Origin of the sequence: Christiangramia forsetii KT0803 (assembly GCF_000060345.1) — a bacterium.
GTDB classification, from domain to species: domain Bacteria; phylum Bacteroidota; class Bacteroidia; order Flavobacteriales; family Flavobacteriaceae; genus Christiangramia; species Christiangramia forsetii.
In genome coordinates this window covers 361,916-379,288 of sequence record NC_008571.1, presented here as the reverse complement: position 1 = coordinate 379,288, position 17,373 = coordinate 361,916, and the positions used below count along the sequence as shown (strand labels likewise).

At 38.4% G+C, this 17,373-nt stretch carries 15 protein-coding genes; 4 read left to right on the top strand and 11 right to left on the bottom strand.

The window, feature by feature from the left end; genetic code table 11:
• Nucleotides 1-105: 105 nt before the first annotated feature.
• From cobA to GFO_RS01525, 11 genes are all read right to left on the bottom strand, one after another.
• Complete coding sequence (gene cobA, locus GFO_RS01575; RefSeq protein ID WP_011708252.1) at nucleotides 106-897, bottom strand: uroporphyrinogen-III C-methyltransferase; 792 nt, start codon at nucleotides 895-897, stop codon at nucleotides 106-108.
• Nucleotides 890-2,983, bottom strand: a complete 2,094-nt coding sequence (locus GFO_RS01570; RefSeq protein ID WP_011708251.1) for a HEPN domain-containing protein — start codon at nucleotides 2,981-2,983, stop codon at nucleotides 890-892. The genes cobA and GFO_RS01570 overlap by 8 nt, the downstream gene beginning before the upstream one ends.
• A 334-nt stretch (nucleotides 2,984-3,317) precedes the next feature.
• On the bottom strand, nucleotides 3,318-4,562 hold the full coding sequence (locus GFO_RS01565; protein WP_011708249.1) for a sulfate adenylyltransferase subunit 1: 1,245 nt from the start codon (nucleotides 4,560-4,562) through the stop codon (nucleotides 3,318-3,320).
• A 10-nt stretch (nucleotides 4,563-4,572) separates the two neighbouring features.
• Nucleotides 4,573-5,472, bottom strand: coding sequence for a sulfate adenylyltransferase subunit CysD (gene cysD, locus GFO_RS01560; RefSeq protein ID WP_011708248.1), 900 nt, complete (start codon nucleotides 5,470-5,472; stop codon nucleotides 4,573-4,575).
• A 10-nt stretch (nucleotides 5,473-5,482) separates the two neighbouring features.
• Nucleotides 5,483-6,112, bottom strand: coding sequence for a phosphoadenosine phosphosulfate reductase domain-containing protein (locus tag GFO_RS01555; protein ID WP_011708247.1), 630 nt, complete (start codon nucleotides 6,110-6,112; stop codon nucleotides 5,483-5,485).
• Nucleotides 6,113-6,196: 84 nt separating this feature from the next.
• A complete protein-coding gene (locus tag GFO_RS01550; RefSeq protein WP_011708246.1) occupies nucleotides 6,197-6,454 on the bottom strand; it encodes a DUF2061 domain-containing protein in 258 nt (85 codons plus the stop codon).
• A 121-nt stretch (nucleotides 6,455-6,575) separates the two neighbouring features.
• On the bottom strand, nucleotides 6,576-6,989 hold the full coding sequence (locus GFO_RS01545; protein WP_011708245.1) for an RrF2 family transcriptional regulator: 414 nt from the start codon (nucleotides 6,987-6,989) through the stop codon (nucleotides 6,576-6,578).
• A gap of 280 nt (nucleotides 6,990-7,269) precedes the next feature.
• Nucleotides 7,270-8,484 carry a trans-sulfuration enzyme family protein gene (locus tag GFO_RS01540; RefSeq protein WP_011708243.1) on the bottom strand — a complete coding sequence of 405 codons (1,215 nt, stop codon included), beginning with the start codon at nucleotides 8,482-8,484 and terminating at the stop codon, nucleotides 7,270-7,272.
• 7 nt (nucleotides 8,485-8,491) lie between these two features.
• A complete protein-coding gene (locus tag GFO_RS01535; RefSeq protein ID WP_011708242.1) occupies nucleotides 8,492-9,565 on the bottom strand; it encodes a homoserine dehydrogenase family protein in 1,074 nt (357 codons plus the stop codon).
• On the bottom strand, nucleotides 9,528-10,541 hold the full coding sequence (locus GFO_RS01530) for an alpha/beta fold hydrolase (protein ID WP_011708241.1): 1,014 nt from the start codon (nucleotides 10,539-10,541) through the stop codon (nucleotides 9,528-9,530). The genes GFO_RS01535 and GFO_RS01530 overlap by 38 nt, the downstream gene beginning before the upstream one ends.
• Nucleotides 10,542-10,651: 110 nt before the next feature.
• Nucleotides 10,652-11,944 carry an O-acetylhomoserine aminocarboxypropyltransferase/cysteine synthase family protein gene (locus GFO_RS01525; RefSeq protein WP_011708240.1) on the bottom strand — a complete coding sequence of 431 codons (1,293 nt, stop codon included), beginning with the start codon at nucleotides 11,942-11,944 and terminating at the stop codon, nucleotides 10,652-10,654.
• A 1,038-nt stretch (nucleotides 11,945-12,982) separates the two neighbouring features.
• Here GFO_RS01525 and metK point away from each other — a divergent pair.
• From metK to GFO_RS01505, 4 genes are all read left to right on the top strand, one after another.
• On the top strand, nucleotides 12,983-14,242 hold the full coding sequence (gene metK, locus GFO_RS01520; RefSeq protein ID WP_011708238.1) for a methionine adenosyltransferase: 1,260 nt from the start codon (nucleotides 12,983-12,985) through the stop codon (nucleotides 14,240-14,242).
• Nucleotides 14,243-14,478: 236 nt separating this feature from the next.
• The gene (locus tag GFO_RS01515; RefSeq protein WP_011708237.1) at nucleotides 14,479-15,843 is read left to right on the top strand and encodes an acyl-CoA dehydrogenase family protein; all 1,365 of its coding nucleotides are present in this window, start codon (nucleotides 14,479-14,481) and stop codon (nucleotides 15,841-15,843) included.
• 15 nt (nucleotides 15,844-15,858) lie between these two features.
• Complete coding sequence (locus tag GFO_RS01510; protein ID WP_011708236.1) at nucleotides 15,859-16,788, top strand: 2-hydroxyacid dehydrogenase; 930 nt, start codon at nucleotides 15,859-15,861, stop codon at nucleotides 16,786-16,788.
• Nucleotides 16,789-16,806: 18 nt separating this feature from the next.
• The gene (locus GFO_RS01505) at nucleotides 16,807-17,253 is read left to right on the top strand and encodes a universal stress protein (RefSeq protein ID WP_011708235.1); all 447 of its coding nucleotides are present in this window, start codon (nucleotides 16,807-16,809) and stop codon (nucleotides 17,251-17,253) included.
• Nucleotides 17,254-17,373: the final 120 nt, after the last annotated feature.

Below are 17,373 nucleotides of genomic sequence, written 5' to 3'. Positions count from 1 at the left end.
TTCATACAAATTTAATTTTACGTCAAGCTGAACTTGATTCAGCTTCTCTAAAGATCCTGACCTTTCGACTTCGCTCAAGGTGACAGCTCTTTAACTTGCATTATTTTAAGCAGCTCCTATTTTGACAAATTTCGATTGCTTCGGAAGGTTTTCTACATTCTTATATACTGCCTGTAAAGCATTCGCTTCTCTCACCACTTCGCCAATTACAATGATCGCAGGTGCTCCCAGTTGTTTTTCGGAAACCACTTTTTCAATATTTTTTATCGTACCAAAACCAGATTTCTCGTTAATCGTAGTTCCATTCTGAATAATTCCAACCGGAATATTCTCTTTTCCGAAGCCTTTGAAAACCTCCACGATTCCCTTCAGTTTTCCCATTCCCATCAGGATCACGACAGTTGCTGTTGATTGCGCCGCCAGCCGAACATCATTGGATAACTTTCTCTGGGAAGTTGTTCCGGTAATCACCCAGAAACTTTCAGAAGTCCCTCTTTGGGTCAACGGAATTCCCACATTGGCAGGAACGGCGATCGAAGATGTAATTCCTGAAACTACCGCTGTTTCCAGTCCATGCCTTCTGGCGTAATTAATTTCTTCTGAACCTCTTCCGAAGATAAATGGATCACCACCCTTCAGCCTTACTACATGACCACGTTCCAGAGCATATTTCACAATAAGTTCGTTGATCCCATCCTGCGGAAAACGATGCTTATCCTTTCGCTTTCCCACAAAAATATGTTCCGCCTGTGGCGCATATTCCAGTAATTCCCGATTGATAAGGGCATCATAAAGAACCACATTAGCAGACTTTAAGGTATTTAAAGCCTTGACGGTGATCAATTCCGGATCCCCGGGTCCTGCTCCAACTACGGTTAATTTTGGTGAATTATACATTTTGTACCTCCTTTGTTCTAAATGCATCTACTCTTTTAAGGAATAAATGCGCGTCCTCTAAATATTTATTTGCAAAAGCCTCACTTGGCTCATTTTCATTTAACTGATAAACGAATTCTTTGAAAGAAGTCGCTAATTCTATCTTTCCAGTTTCCACAAACAGTTCATCAAACTGGGCAATGATCCCGGCCTGTGTATTCGTTTTCACATCTTCAGCAATTAGCAGTGCCTTGGCTGAGTTTACAATGGATGTATAAGAATGGTAAATACTATCTGCCCAATCTTTTCTTTCCAATGCAGATTTCGCATTGTCTATCTTTTCTTCACTTTCAAAAAGCAGTGTTGCGATCAAATCTATTACCACTCCGGCACACTCACCCACACCAACTGCTTTGATATAAGGTGACTCGTGTCCCCAATCCACAAAATCATTTTCAGAAAGATTGGAAGTATCGGCCAGGTCTTTCAATAGATCGTAGAAATAGGTTTTCTCTTTCCGGTCGTAATATTCAGCGAACTTTTCATCGGTTTCTGAATTTGCTTCAAAGTCATTCAATAAGACTCTTAAAGCCTCAGGCCCACGTTTACTGGGAACCTTCACCACTTTATCGGCAAATCTTCCCTGACCGTCTCCTAAAGTTCCTCCGCCAAGTAATACCTGCAATGCGGGAGCAACTGTTTTCCCAACTTTAATAGACATTCCCTGGAAGCCAATTTCAGCCATATTATGCTGGCCGCAGGCATTCATACATCCGCTGATCTTTATCGTTATATCCTTGCCGTTTATAAATTGTGGATATTCCTCTTTTAGAACATCTTCCAGTACATCGGCAATTCCGGTACTACTTGCGATCCCAAGATTACAGGTATCGGTTCCCGGGCAGGCAGTTATATCTACGGTTTTGTTATATCCGGTTTCGGCATAGCCCAGTTTTTTTAATTCAGCATAAAAGAAAGGCAGGAATTCTTCACGTATATGACGAATTAAAATATCCTGTCTTAGCGTTAACCTGATCTCATTTCCGGCATATTTCTTCACCAAATCTGCCACCTCCCTTGCTCCCCCGGTATAAAAATCACCTAGCGGAACGCGAATTCCAACAGCGAATAATCCTTCCTGCTTTTGTGCAAATACATTTGTATTCTTCCAGGTTTCAAAATCTTTTTGGTTCTCAATTTCTACTGCAGGGACTTCAACATCCTGTAATGGCGGAGCAGCTTCAAATTTTTCTATCTCGAATTCTGGCTGTTTTTGAGAAAGTGCTGTTTTCTCTTCTTCCACTAACTCCATAAAAGCTTCTTTCCCGATATCTTTGACCAGAAATTTCATTCTCGCTTTCAATCTTTTAGCACGTTCACCGTGACGATCAAAAACCCGAAGTACTCCTTCAGTTAATGGAATAATCTCTTCCGCAGGAAGAAAATCGTACAGTTCATCTGCATGACGTGGTTGAGAACCGAGTCCGCCGCCCAACATAACTTTAAATCCTCGTTTTCCATCCTTCAGTTTAGCGATAAACCCAAGATCATGAATATAACTTAGCGCGGTATCCTCTTCAGAAGAAGAAAAGGACATCTTGAATTTTCGCCCCATTTCCTGGCAAATCGGGTTCCGAAGAAAGAACTTAAATGCTGCATCTGCATAAGGCGACACATCAAACGGCTCTTTTGGATCGATCCCCGCGGTTGGGGAAGCGGTAATATTTCTAACGGTATTCCCGCAGGCTTCACGAAGGGTAACATCATCTTTTTCAAGTTGAGCCCAAAGTTCAGGAGTTCTATCCAGGCTCACATAATGGATCTGGATATCCTGACGGGTAGTAATATGCAGACGGCCTTTGGAATATTCATCAGAAACATTCGCAATTCTATGCAGCTGTTCTGAAGTTACTTTCCCAAACGGCAGTTTTATTCGAACCATCTGAACGCCGGCCTGCCTCTGTCCGTAAACCCCACGTGCCAGGCGCAGGCTTCGGAATTTCTCCTCATCGGCTTTTCCCTCACGGAAAAGTCTGATCTTTTTCTCTAAATCGATGATGTCTTTTTCAACAACGGGATTTTCGATTTCGGTTCTAAAACTTTGCATGATATTTTATTTAAATTTTCTACAAATACTCGTACTCTATTTCCCTGAGATGCTGAAACGAGTTCAGCATGACGATAATTTCATAAATATCAACCTAAGCTGTCACCTTGAGCGCAGTCGAAAGGTCAGGGTCTATTTTAAGTTCTTCAACTTTCTGAGATCCTGAAACAAGTTCAGGATGACGATATATGAAAAAAAGTCCTTTTAGGTATTTCACTTAAAAGGACTTTTTTATAATTCAGTTTATAAAACAGGCTTCTAAGTGAAAGACAATTCGCGCATACATATAGCTGACAAAATGTTCTTATTAAAATGTTTCATTATTTCGTGATTCTTATTTAATAAAACCAACTCCTGCGGTGGTATTCGTTTGCGTATCTACCAGAATAAACCTCCCATTTGCACGATTAATATTATAGCTATCTGCAAAAATTGGCTTACTTAGTTTGATCTTCACACTTCCTATATCATTCAGGTTAAGAGAAGACACTCTCTCTTCTGCTCCAAAATTGGTATCTACATGTCCTTCTACTTTATCGATCTTTACCAGGATGCCATTGGTGTTATGCTGTAACACATATTTAGTCCCCGGAACCAGCGCTCTATTATCCATCCAGCAAACCATAGCATCAAGTACCTTAATTTCTTCCGGAACCTCGTTGGATTTCACTAACATATCGCCTCTGGCTACATTAATATCAGTTGCCAGACTGATGGTTACAGAACTTCCAGCCAGCGCTTCTTCAAAAGACTTATCAAAAAAATGTATTTCCTTGATTTTTGAAGTTGTTAAAGAAGGTAATACTGTTACCTCGTCCCCTACTTTTAAACTGCCTCCGCTAATTTTTCCTGCATACCCGCGATAATCATGAAATTCATCTGTTTTAGGCCTTATCACCGTTTGAACTGAGAATCTCGCCTGACTTTGTTCTTCAAAATCATCAGCTTTGAGATCTTCCAAATGTTCAAGGATAGTTTGACCATCATACCAGGACATTGCAGTTGATTTTTCAGCTATATTCTCTCCCCATAGCGCACTTACCGGAATAAAAGTGAGTTTTTGATCTTTAAAATCACTTTTTGCCCTTAATTCTTCGAAATCCTGAACGATCCCGTTAAAGACTTCTTCAGAATAATTCACCAGATCCATCTTGTTTACCGCGACAATCACTTCCTTAACTCTCAGTAAATTATTTATGAAGAAATGTCTATACGTCTGCTCTATCACTCCTTTTCTTGCATCTATCAAAATAATGGAGGTTTGGGAAGTTGAAGCGCCGGTTACCATGTTCCTGGTATATTCTATATGACCGGGAGTATCGGCTATAATGTAACTTTTCTTGCGAGTGGAAAAATAGATATGCGCCACATCTATAGTTATTCCCTGCTCCCTTTCGGCAACCAATCCATCTGTAGCAAGCGAAAAGTCAAGATAATCCAGTCCATTCTTCTTGCTAACTCTATCAATTGCCTCAATTTTGTCTGATGTCAACGATTTAGTATCGTAAAGCAGTCGCCCAATTAAGGTGCTTTTACCATCATCTACACTTCCTGCTGTTGCTATTTTTAAAACTTCCATTTTTTTCTTTTTAGAAATAACCTTGTTGTTTTCTGGTTTCCATTGCGGCTTCAGATCTTTTATCATCAATACGAGCCCCCCTTTCAGAGATTGCCGACTCCCTTATCTCCTGAATTATTTTTTCAACAGAATCTGCCTCAGATTCTACAGCCGCCGTACAGGTGATATCCCCAACGGTTCTAAATCTCACTCTTCGATTTTCTGTAGCTTCATGATCTTCTTTATATACATATTCTGAAGCGGTCCAGATCAATCCATCTCTTTCAAAAATCTCTCTATCATGAGCAAAATAAATGGAAGGAATCTCAATTTCTTCTGAATCTATATAACTCCAAACATCCAGTTCTGTCCAGTTGGAAATTGGAAATACCCGAACATTCTGCCCAATATCAATTCTTCCATTCAGCATATCAAAAACTTCAGGTCGCTGATTCTTTTCATCCCATTCTCCAAAATCATTTCTTACGGAAAAAATTCTTTCTTTCGCTCTGGCCTTTTCTTCATCCCTGCGGGCACCACCAATACAGGCATCAAACTTGTACTCGTCTATAGCATCTAAAAGGGTATTGGTCTGCAGGGAATTTCTACTGGAATACTTACCTCTTTCCTCAACTGCCTTACCATTATCTATATCATCCTGAACATGACGAACAATTAATTGAAGTCCCAATTCTTCTACCAGTTTATCCCTAAATTCAATAGTTTCAGGAAAATTATGACCGGTATCTATATGCATGAGTGGAAACGGAATTCTTGCCGGATAAAAAGCTTTTTGGGCCAGTCTTACCAGCGTAATTGAATCTTTACCTCCCGAAAACAATAGCACAGGATTTTCAAATTGAGCTACTACTTCCCTGAAGATGTAAATAGCTTCACTTTCTAGTGTATTTTGATTTAAAATTGAACTCATTTGTAAGCTTTTATGCGTGTAAACCACATTCTCTATTCTCTAATACTTTAGTAGGGTCGAAATATTTGAACTCATTAGGCAATTTATTTTCGCGTAAATAGTCATCAAGCTTTTCATCATCCCAATGATAAAAGGGGCTAACCTTTAAAACTCCGTCTTTGCTATAGCTCAAAATATCAATACTGTCCCTAAAACTTGTTTGTCCTTTTCGAAGATTGGTGAACCATACCTCAGGTTGTTGTTGAGCCATTGCACGTTGGAAAGGCTCAAGCTTTACCTGCCTGGTAAACTCGGCATGATCTGTAGAATCTACCTGCGGAATCCCATTAAAGAAAGCATCTCTGTATGCTGCTGTCTCCTCAGGAGTATAGAGTTTTACATTAAGTGCCAATCGATCTATTAGGTAATTCGCATGTTTATATGTTTGCGGTGTATTATAACCCGTATCACACCAGATCACTTTGATATTGGGATCCACCTGAACACATGCATAAAGAATCGCTGCTTCATATGGTCTAAAATTAGTGGTCACTACCGGCTTATCGCTGGAGGACAACACCCATTGAATAATCTCAGATGGAGCAACGCCCCTTAACTGACTATTCAGTTTTTTTAGTTCTATATCTTTAAATCTTTTCATCTGTCTCTTCTATTTTGTGTTATAGGCTTCTTTGCTTACCAGAATTTATTCTGATTACTCCGAAGTCTTAATGCGCCTAGCTCACTATTCTTTTCCAAAATTTATTGCGTTCCAAATTCTTTCATGACCAAAATAGAGGATCATTTTAGTTACTAATTCTACTGAACCTATAGCTAAAGCTGTTTCTATCTTTCCAGTTAGAATCCATGAAATCACTATAGTATCTATAGTTCCAACAATACGCCAACTGATGGTTTTAAGAATACTTCGCATAGGACGCTCCGTAGATTTATCCTTTTTATAAGTACTTTTTGCATTAGTATTATTTAGCAACATCAACATATTTTCTTCATTAAAAACTATAACCCTATAGGTTTACTAGGTTTTAAACAAATCTAAACGCTATAGGTTTAACAGCCAATTATTTCGATAAAAAAATCTTATTTTAACACTCTAAGAATCACTATACAAAAGCAATATCTTCTAAAGTGTTTTCACCAAGTACATTTAAAGACGCATCCCTTAACTGAATCATTAATTTGTGGACCGAACAGGTTTTTTCATCTGGACAATCGTTGCATTTCTCATAATAATTAAGACTTACACAAGGCACCATCGCGATAGGTCCTTCCAAAACCCGGATAACAGCTGTCATTTTGATTTCAGCTGGTTCTTTAATGAGATAATAGCCGCCGCCCTTACCTTTTTTTGAACCTAGAAATCCTGATTTTCGCAATTCCAGAAGAATACTTTCAAGGAATTTCTGTGAAATATTTTCACTTTCAGAGATTTCAGATGCCTGGACAGGTTTTCTGTCTTTTTTTCTGGCAATATATGCCAGAGCCTTAATTCCGTACTTGGTCTTTTTAGAAAGCATAGGACGAATATAATAAAATCCAGCTTTCAGTTATTACTTCTAACATTCCAACTTTCACATTTCGACTGCGCTCAATGTGACAAACTTTCTAAATTTTCCAAATTCCAACTTCCATTTTTTTACTTCGCATTTCTCTCTTCTCTTTCTTAAGTGCCTTTGCGAGTGCAGTGAAATTCCAACAACACATTTCGACTGCGCTCAATGTGACAAACTTTCTGAATTTTTCAACTTCCAAACTCCAATTTTCACTTTTCACTCTTCACTCTTCACTTCTCCCTTTTCACTCTAAAGCCTGTTTCAAATCCTTAATCACATCATCCACATTTTCAAGTCCAACAGATACTCGCACCAATCCTTCGGCAATCCCCGCGGAACTAAGTTCATCATGCGAAAGTTTGCTATGAGTTGTCGAGGCAGGATGAGTCACTATGGTTCTTGTATCTCCAAGATTTGCAGATCTGGAGCATAGCAAAAGTTTATCTATAAATTTTCTTCCTGCTTCCACTCCCCCCTTTATTTGGAATGCCACCACATTTCCTCCTAACTTCATCTGTCTCTTTGCTATATCATATTGAGGATGAGATTTCAAAAATGGATATTTCACCTGCTCAATATTTTTATTCGCCTCTAAAAACTCAGCAACTTTCAATGCATTTTCACAATGCCTGTCCAAACGAACTGCCAGAGTTTCTAAACTTTTTGAAAGAACCCAGGCATTAAATGGTGAAAGCGCCGGCCCAGTATTTCTACTAAAAAGATAAATTTCCCTTATCAAATCTTCTCTTCCCACAGTTACCCCACCAAGCACTCTTCCCTGACCATCTATTAATTTAGTTGCTGAATGGATCACCAGATCTGCCCCGAATTTTATTGGATTTTGAATATATGGGGTAGCAAAGCAATTATCAATAATGAGTATTAGATGGTGCTTTTTTGCGATCTGACCTAAAAATTCAAGATCCAGAATATCAACTCCCGGATTTGTTGGAGATTCGGCAAACAAAATTTTAGTTTCAGGTTTGATCAAATCCTCAATAGTTTCCGGCTTATTCACATCAAAATAGCTGTGAGAAATATTCCATTTCGGAAAATACCTGGTAAACAAGCCATGGGTAGATCCAAAAACCGATCTCGCAGATACAATATGATCTCCACTATTCAGTAAAGCTGCCAACGTGGAAAAAACTGCTGCCATTCCGGTTGCAAATGCATAACCCGTCTCTGCACCTTCCATCCTGGCGATCTTCTCCACAAATTCAGAAGTATTAGGATTTGTGAATCGGCTATAAATATTCCGGTCTTTCTCCTCAGCAAAACTGGCCCTCATATCTTCAGAATCTTCAAAAATATAACTCGAAGTAAGATACAGCGGCACAGAATGCTCCTGAAATTGTGTTCTGGCACTCTGGGTTCTTACCGCAATAGTTTCAAAATGTTCCTCTGAATATCCATTACAGTCATTTTCATCTATCCCGGTAGCTTGTAGGTTTTCCATCTTAATCTTAATTTAAACGTTCAGATATTTTTAAAATATCGCCAAATACTCCCCTTGCCGTAACATCTGCTCCGGCACCGGCTCCACGAATCACTAAAGGCAGGTCTTTATAAGATTCGGTATATATCTCAAAAATATTATCGGCTCCTTCTATTTGTCCAAGAACCGATGTTTTAGGCTCCTTAATAAGCTTTGCTTCCAGTTCTCCACTCACAGCGTTTAATTCTCCAACATACCGTAAAACCTCATCTTCTGACTTATCTTTTTTATAACTCCCAAAATGAAGATCCAGTTCTTCTACTCTTTTATTAAATTCTTCAAGACTGGTATCTCCATTCAATTGCTTCGGAATTAAAGACTGAATTCTCACATCTGTCAGTTCTTTATTCAGTTCCAATTCTCGGGCAAGGATCAATAATTTTCGTCCAACATCCTTTCCGCTTAAATCAATACGCGCATCTGGCTCGGTATAACCAAGAATCCCGGCTTCTTTCAAGACTTCTGAAAAATCTTTTTCATCTTCTGAATATTTATTGAAAATATAGCTCAATGATCCCGAGAAAACTCCTCGTATTCTAGTCACTTTTTCTCCTGAAAGATGCAGATTTCTAAGTGTTTCAACAATTGGAAGGCCAGCTCCCACATTGGTTTCGTATATAAATTTTTTATTATTCCTTTTCAACTCTTTTCTTAGCTCTTTATAAAATTCAGAAGACAATGTATTGGCTACTTTATTGGCGGCAATGATATGACTCCCTGCATTTACTAATGCAATATATTTCTGCGGAAAATCTTCACTGGCCGTCGTATCTATGGAAACCAGATTCTTAAATTCATTTTCTCTGAAATAATCTTTTATATCATTAAAAGAATATCTCTTTGCACCTGATTTGAACCCATTATTCCAGCTGGACTTTATGCCTTTCGGATTTAAAAGCGCATGAGAAGAATCGGCTACCAGGATTAATTTTACATTAATTCCGGAAGACTTTTTTAAGTGTTCTTCAGAAATGGAAAGTTGTTCCAGCAACTTGCTTCCTACTTTACCCGGCCCAAACAGAGCGAGATGAATCGTTTTCATAATCTTTTTTTGTTAGTTGGAAAATTGGTTTTAAAAATCTGTTTAATTGATCTGTCTCAATCAAAAATGCATCATGACCGTGTATGGATTTGATCTCATGAATGCTGATGTTATTCTTTAAAAGTGAAAGCTCTACATAGGTATTCCAGTTCTCTTCAGCCAGGAAAAACAAGTCTGAATTGACCGTTACAACATGAATACTCCCCTGAATTTTACTCGCTGCTTCCAGGTAATTTCCTGTGCCGTTGCTAATGTCTATGGTGGTAAGCAAATGATTCATCAGCTTATAAGATTTTAATGTAAACCGATGTTTTAACTTTTCACCATGGTGCAACAACCAGTTCTCCACTTCAAAAATCTGATCTTTAGAATTTCTTTTACTTTCAAACTTTTGAGCCAAGGATTGCGGCGTACGATAGAAAGTCATCGCATGCATTCTGGCATCATGAACGGGATTGGAAGAATTATTTAATATATGATCCTGAATTCTGCAATTAGCAACCAGCCAGTCAGTCGATTTATAATCGGTTGCGATGGGGACTATATTCTCAGCCAATTGAGGTTTTAAAACTGCAAGTTCCCAGGCCAATGCACCACCAATACTCCCACCAATAATGGCAAAAAGTTTGTTGACATTCAGTTTTTCAAGAGCTAGTGCCTGGATCTCTGCAATATCCCTTAGCCTGAATTCCTTATAATTTTCAAAGAACTGGTCTTCGTGACCTTTAAAACCATTTCCCGGAATATTAAAAGCCAGGATGCAAAATTTATCAATATCAATACATTTATTTTTTCCGATTAGATCTTTCCACCATCCTTTACTTCCCGTTACCAGCGAGTTTCCAGTAAGTGCATGATTCACCAAGATTATCGGAGCCTCGGAAGGCTTTTTTCCGAAGAACTGATAGCTAAGGTGGATATCCTGAGCAGTACCTGCAGAATTGGTGAAATTTTCTATGGTTAATTCTTGTAACATATTTTATAAAACTCTTTTTATCTTATGTTTTGTCCAGCTGAGCCTGTCGAAGCCTTTTTTTATTGCAGTATTAATAGCCCACTTCGACAAGCTCAGTGCGACAAGTTTATTTAAACCAATGATTTCTTTTTAATTTGTGAAAAAGCCTGTTTTAAATCTGTCTTAAGATCTTCCACATCTTCAAGTCCCACGGAAAGCCTGATTAGATCCTGAGTAACTCCGGTAGATTTCTGATCTTCCTCAGTTAATTGCTGATGGGTAGTGCTTGCCGGATGAATGATAAGCGACTTTGTGTCTCCAATATTCGCGAGCAGAGAGAAAACTTTAGATGCATCTACTACTGTTTTGGCTGCTTCAAATCCTCCTTTAACTCCAAAAGTGACGAGCCCGCTTTGTCCTTCAGGTAAATATTCTTTGGCCAGCTTATAATACTTGTTGTCTTCCAGGCCGGGATAATTTACCCATTCCACTTCTTCCTGTGTCTGAAGCCACTTAGCAAGTTCCAGTGCATTTTTACTATGTTCTTTAATTCTAATTTTCAAAGTTTCCAGTCCCTGAATTATTTGAAATGCATTGAACGGACTCAATGCCGCACCGTGATCTCTCAAACCTTCGATTCTAACCTTCGCTATAAAAGCGGCCTCTTCTAAAGCATCATGATATACAAGCCCATGATATCCCGGAGAAGGTTCAGTAAATTCAGGGAATTTCCCGTTAGCCCAGTCAAATTTACCTGCATCGATGATCACTCCTCCAAGCGAAGTTCCGTTCCCGTTAATATATTTGGTAAGGGAATGGATCACAATGTCGGCACCATGCTCTATTGGATTTAGTAAATATGGGGTTGCAACCGTATTATCCACTATAAATGGTACTTTAAAGGCCTTTGCTTCTTTAGAAATTCCTTTAAGATCAAGGACATCCAGTTTCGGATTTCCCAATGATTCTACAAAAAATACACGCGTATTTTCCTTAGCCGCTTTTTTGAAGTTTTCCGGATCCTGAGGATTTACGAACGTCGTGGTAATTCCAAATCTTGGAAGGGTGTTTTTTAGAAGATTGAAAGTTCCTCCATATAAACTACTGGAAGCTACAATATGATCTCCTGCTCTGAGTAAAGTTAATAAAGCGGTATTGATTGCGGCAGTTCCTGAAGCAGTGACCACCGCGCCTATTCCTCCTTCTATTGCAGCAAGTCGCTGCTCCAGAACATCATTTGTTGGATTGTTTAACCTGGTATAAATAAATCCCGGTTTAGCCAGGGAGAAAAGATCGGCAGCGTGATCGCTGTCATCAAAAACATAGGAACTTGTTTGATAAATAGGAACTGCTCTGGTTCCACCGTTCTGTGTAGTATCATGTCCTGCATGAAGTGCCTTAGTTGAAAAATTTTGAGTGCTCATAATCTTGATATTTTTTAAAGCTTTTTTTTCAAACCTCCCAGGTTTTGAAAACCTGGGAGGTTTATTCCTTAATAAAAAAGTCCCCCTGATATGCTATTACCAGGGGGACTTTACGAATTGAACTCTATAACTAGATTCTACATTCTCAAGTTTTGGTAATAGCTGCTCATGCGACACATACACATCGCCATCATGTTAGACATTATCATATTTGCTATTACTCTTGTTTTCATTTCTTAATTATTTAAATGGCTTCGACTTCGCTCAGCCTGACATTTTATTTTTCCTTTCGTCAAGCTGAACTTGATTCAGCTTCTGAATAGATCCTGAATCAAGTTCAGGATGACGGTTTATTTTATTTCAAAAGCTTAACTAAGCTCAGTGTGACAAAAATTAAGACATAAAAAAAGCCGCTGCGGTTGGCAGCGGCTTTTTGCAAATATATCTTTTCAGTTTTATGCAATAGAGTGCGCTGCGGAATTTTCCGGCATCATACACATCATATTGCAAATTGTTCTGATCATTATTTCGTTCTGTGAATTACAAAGATATGCACGGAATTTTTTAATATCCAAATAATTGGAGAAGAATTGCGAAAATTAAATTTTTGGTTGCTTTTTTTACGGATTCTGAAATTATAATACCTGTTCTTTGATTTATCTGGAACCTATTCTTTGCGTTAGGGATTGAGCGGTTTGTTTGAGCTCTCCCGATCTTTTTATCGGGAAGCGAGCCGTAAAAGCCCGGCGCAAGCCACTTAAGGCGAAGCGCAACGCCCAAATGGCTATTAAAACAAATCTCCTTACGGTTCAACAAATCTTATTAAAACTTCAAATAGGATAAAATGAAGTTAAATCAATTTGCTATGATATGAATTTTTATACATTTGTGCTTACATACTGAAAGGGATAGATTTGACTGATTGCAACCCTAATACTTATAAAAGGTATTTTAAAATGCTAAAGCAGAATGTTTTTACACTCCATTTAGCCTTTCACGTCAAATTTTTCCGTTCTTATTAACCTAAAAAGTAATTGAATGGCTTATTTATTTACTTCAGAAAGTGTTTCTGAAGGACACCCAGATAAAATTGCAGATCAGATTAGTGATGCTTTATTAGACAATTTTCTTGCATTTGATGGTGAATCTAAAGTTGCCTGTGAAACTATGGTAACTACGGGACAGGTGGTATTGGCCGGTGAAGTTAGAAGTAATACTTATTTAGATGTTCAAAATATCGCAAGGGACGTGATTAACGATATTGGTTATACTAAAGGAGCTTATAAATTCAGCGGAGATTCTTGCGGGGTTATTTCTTTGATCCACGAACAATCTCAGGATATTTACCAGGGTGTAGATCGTGGAAATAAAGAGGAACAGGGAGCTGGTGACCAGGGAATGATGTTTGGTTACGCAACCAACGAAACTGAAAATTACATGCCTCTTGCTCTTGATATTTCTCACAAGATCCTTATTGAACTTGCGAAACTAAGACGCGAAGGAAAAGAAATTGAATATCTGCGACCGGATTCTAAAAGTCAGGTAACTATTGAATATAGTGACGAGAACGTTCCGGAAAGAATAGTTGCCATTGTAGTTTCTACCCAGCATGATGATTTTGATGCCGATGATGAAAAGATGTTGACTAAGATCAAAAAGGATATTATTGAGATTTTGATCCCGAGGGTTAAAAAACAATTGCCGGAATATGTTCAGAAATTATTTAATGACGATATCGTATATCATATTAATCCAACCGGGAAGTTTGTAATTGGTGGGCCTCATGGCGATGCCGGACTTACCGGTAGAAAGATCATCGTAGATACGTATGGTGGTAAAGGTGCTCACGGTGGTGGTGCATTTTCCGGAAAAGATCCTTCAAAAGTAGACCGTTCTGCGGCGTACGCTTCCAGACATATTGCAAAAAACCTGGTAGCCGCAGGCGTAGCTCCGGAAATTCTGGTTCAGGTTTCGTATGCTATTGGAGTTGTTGAACCAACTTCAATTTCGGTATATACGTATGGAAAAAATAATACAGATTTATCCGACGGCCAGATCGCTGAAAAAGTTAAAGAAATTTTTGATATGCGCCCGTCTTCAATCGAGGATAGATTGAAATTAAGAAATCCAATCTATCGAGAAACTGCTGCTTATGGACATATGGGAAAAGAACCGCGAAAGGTTACTAAGATTTTTGAGAGTCCGTATAAAGGAAAAATAACCAGGGAAGTAGAATTATTTACCTGGGAAAAACTCGATTATGTAGATAAAGTAAAAGATGCATTTGAACTGAACTAAAAACTCCTAAATTATTTGAGATGCCACTGGAAACAGTGGCATTTTTAGTTTTAATGATTTCTTGCACCTCCTTTTCTGAATTTAGGAGGAGTCCCCCAAGGCTCCTAAAATTGATTCATTCCAACCAAATTTTGCCGCTGATTCAATAAGCGTTCATTTTTATCATTTCTTCAGAAAACCTTAACAGCTAAAAGCTATATTAATTCCTACTTTTAAAATCCACCAAGAAATCTCCTATGTCTTTATTTAAAAAAGTTAGAAATACCATCAACCTTCTAAAGTCGGTTGACATGGATCAATTAGCCAAAATCAACCAAAAAATAGATCTGGCAGAGGCCATGAAAGCTTTAGGAACATTGGACGAGCGCCAATTGACCGGGCTAATGAAGATGCTAAAGACAAAACGTAAAAAAGGCCAGCATGACCTCCCCCCTATTGATGGAGATTTTTATAATCTGGATCTGAAATTAACCGAAAAACAGCGGGAAATTCAGTTAAAAGTTCGCAATTTCATGGAGGACGAGATTAGACCTCTGGTAAATGAATATTGGAAGAAAGATCAGTTTCCTTTTGAAGTCATCGAGAAATTTAGAGACCTAAATATCGTAGGGGTGCCCTATGAGGGCTACGGATGCCCGAATTTGCCATTTTTAATGGAAGGTATTATCGCTCAGGAAATTGCCAGAGTGGATGTTTCAATTTCTACATTTTTCGGAGTCCATAGTGGCTTAGCCTTGGGCTCTATTTACTTATGCGGAAGTGAAGACCAAAAACAAGAATGGCTTCCGAAGATGCAGAAAATGGAAAAAATTGGAGCTTTTGGTCTTACCGAGCCCAATGTTGGATCTGGTGTTGCCGGTGGCCTGGAGACCACTTGTAAATTTGATGGAGAAAACTGGGTGTTAAATGGTCAGAAGAAATGGATTGGAAATGCCACTTTTGCAGATGTTACCATTATTTGGGCAAGAGACCTTGATTCTAATCAGGTAAAAGGCTTTTTAGTTAGGAAAGAAAATCCTGGCTTTAAAGCCGAAAAGATAAAAGGTAAAATGGCTCTGAGAATTGTTCAAAATGCCTTGATTACTCTAAAAGATTGTAAAATTCCTGAAAGCGATAGACTTCAAAACGCAAATTCTTTTAAAGACACTGCGAATGTTCTAAGAATGACCAGAGCCGGAGTTGCCTGGCAGGCAGTAGGATGTGCCAGAGGAGCGTATGAAAGCGCTTTGAAATACACCAAAAAAAGAGAGCAATTTGGAAGACCTATTGCCTCTTTTCAGCTGATTCAAAATCATCTAGTGGAGATGCTTTCAAATCTTACTGCTATGCAAACGATGGTTTTCAGACTTTCAGAAATGCAGGATCAGGACTTGCTTACAGATGAACATGCAAGTTTGGCAAAAGTTTACTGTAGTATGCGAATGAGAGATGTGGTAAGTCGAGCTAGAGAGGTACTGGGAGGAAATGGAATTTTACTTGATTATGATGTAGCTCGTTTTGTGGCAGATGCCGAAGCGATCTATAGTTATGAAGGAACCAAAGAAATTAATTCGCTTATAGTAGGCCGAGCCATTACCGGTTATAGTGCTTTTGTAAGCTAAAGAAAAAGAAAAATTATGTCAGTTTTAGTTGTAAGTCCCGGAAGAGATCCGGAAAATTGGGTAAAGGCCCTAAAAAATACCCACCCAGGTATGAACATATATGTTTATCCTGAAGATCATGATAATGAGGAAGTGGAGTTTGCATTGAGTTGGAATCATCCTAGAGGACTATTTAAAAATTACCCTAACTTAAAAGTTATCGCAAGTATGGGTGCAGGGGTAGACCATATTTTAAGTGACAATGCCTTACCCGAGAATGTTGCAATCACTAAAGTGGTAGATGATACCCTTACCGAAGATATGGGTGATTTCGTTTTGAGCCAGGTAATGAATCATATACGTGGACTTCACCACTATGTAAAATGCCAGAAGGAAAAAGAGTGGGATAAATTTCAGTATAAAAGACCTCAAAATACCAAAGTTGGGATTATGGGACTGGGAGTTCTTGGTAACGCAGTTGCAGAAAAACTTCATAAGAATTTCTTCAAAGTTTATGGCTGGTCACGAACAGAAAAAGATTGTGATAACATTACCAGTTTTCATGGAAAAGAACAATTGGAAGAATTCCTTGAGAATTCTGAAATTCTTGTTTGTTTATTACCTTTAACTGAAGATACAGAGAACATCCTTAATGCAGATCTATTTGACATGCTTCCTGAAGGAGCCTATATTATTAATGTTGCAAGAGGTGAACACCTGGTTGAGCATGATCTTATTGAAATGATAGGCAGCGGACATCTTGCTGGAGCTTCTTTAGATGTTTTTAGAGAAGAGCCATTGCCTGAGGAGCATCCATTCTGGGAGCATTCTAAAATTAACATCACTCCGCATATTGCCAGTGTCACCAAGCCGGAGTCTGTGGTACCTCAGATTGCAGAAAATTATGATAAAATGAAAGAGGGTGAGGCTCTTAAAAACAGGGTTGAGATGAATAAAGGTTATTAATGTTTAAACTTTTTACAGATGGATACTTTTAAAAATATCATGGTGGCTGTCGATTTTAATGACAGTATTGGGGAATTAATGGTGTATGCCGATAGTCTGGCTCAAAAATTCCAATCGAAAGTCTGGGTTTTGCACGTAGCAGAGCCTGAGCCCGATTTTGTTGGATACGAACCTGGCCCACAGTATATCCGTGATGTTAAAGCTGAAGAGTATCGTGAAGAACATCGCAACCTTCAGGAAATCTGTAAAAATTTTTTAAGCGAAGAGGTAAAGGCAGATGCTTTATTAATTCAGGGGTCAACTGTTGAAACCGTAATGAGTGAAGCCCAAAAACTTCATATTGATTTGCTTATTGTGGGAACTCACAAACATAGTTTTCTACATAATCTCTTACAGGAAAGTGTATCTATGGAGCTTATTAAAAAAGCTGAAATCCCCATGCTCACTATTCCTATAGATGAATAGAGAATAAAAAAGTTGTTTAAAAAGTTACAGTTATGTCATCCTGAACTTGTTTAAGGATCTCAGATTTTATTATGATAATAAATTAGAAGCTGAAACAAGTTCAGCTTGACGAAAACTAGC